The sequence below is a fragment of the Paraburkholderia sp. SIMBA_054 genome, assembly GCF_046534875.1.
GTDB classification, from domain to species: domain Bacteria; phylum Pseudomonadota; class Gammaproteobacteria; order Burkholderiales; family Burkholderiaceae; genus Paraburkholderia; species Paraburkholderia hospita.
In genome coordinates this window covers 1-263 of the sequence record NZ_JAWRXV010000997.1, presented here as the reverse complement: position 1 = coordinate 263, position 263 = coordinate 1, and the positions used below count along the sequence as shown (strand labels likewise).

Sequence of the window (263 nt, the reverse complement as noted above, 5' to 3'; positions counted from 1 at the left end):
AGTGTCATCAAACGCAGCTATGGTTTCACCATTGAGCTGCATCATGCGGCGTGCATAAAGCAGAAGCCGCTCGCCCTCTTCAGTAAGACGATTGATCCGTCCATCACGTTCAAATAACGGTTTACCAATACGCTCTTCCAGCCGGCGCATCTGCATGGAAACAGCGGATTGCGTCTTGAAAACAGCATCGGCTGCCCGCGTAAAACTGCCCGCATCCGCTATGGCTATGAAGGTTTGCAACTGATCGAGATCCAGAGGCGTGC

Annotated in this window: 1 protein-coding gene; it reads right to left on the bottom strand. The window is 52.5% G+C overall.

Annotation, left to right across the window (positions count from 1 at the left end; translation table 11 throughout):
* Positions 1-263 (bottom strand): LysR family transcriptional regulator (locus SB822_RS58135; protein WP_410859247.1); only part of this gene is annotated, 263 nt, incomplete at both ends.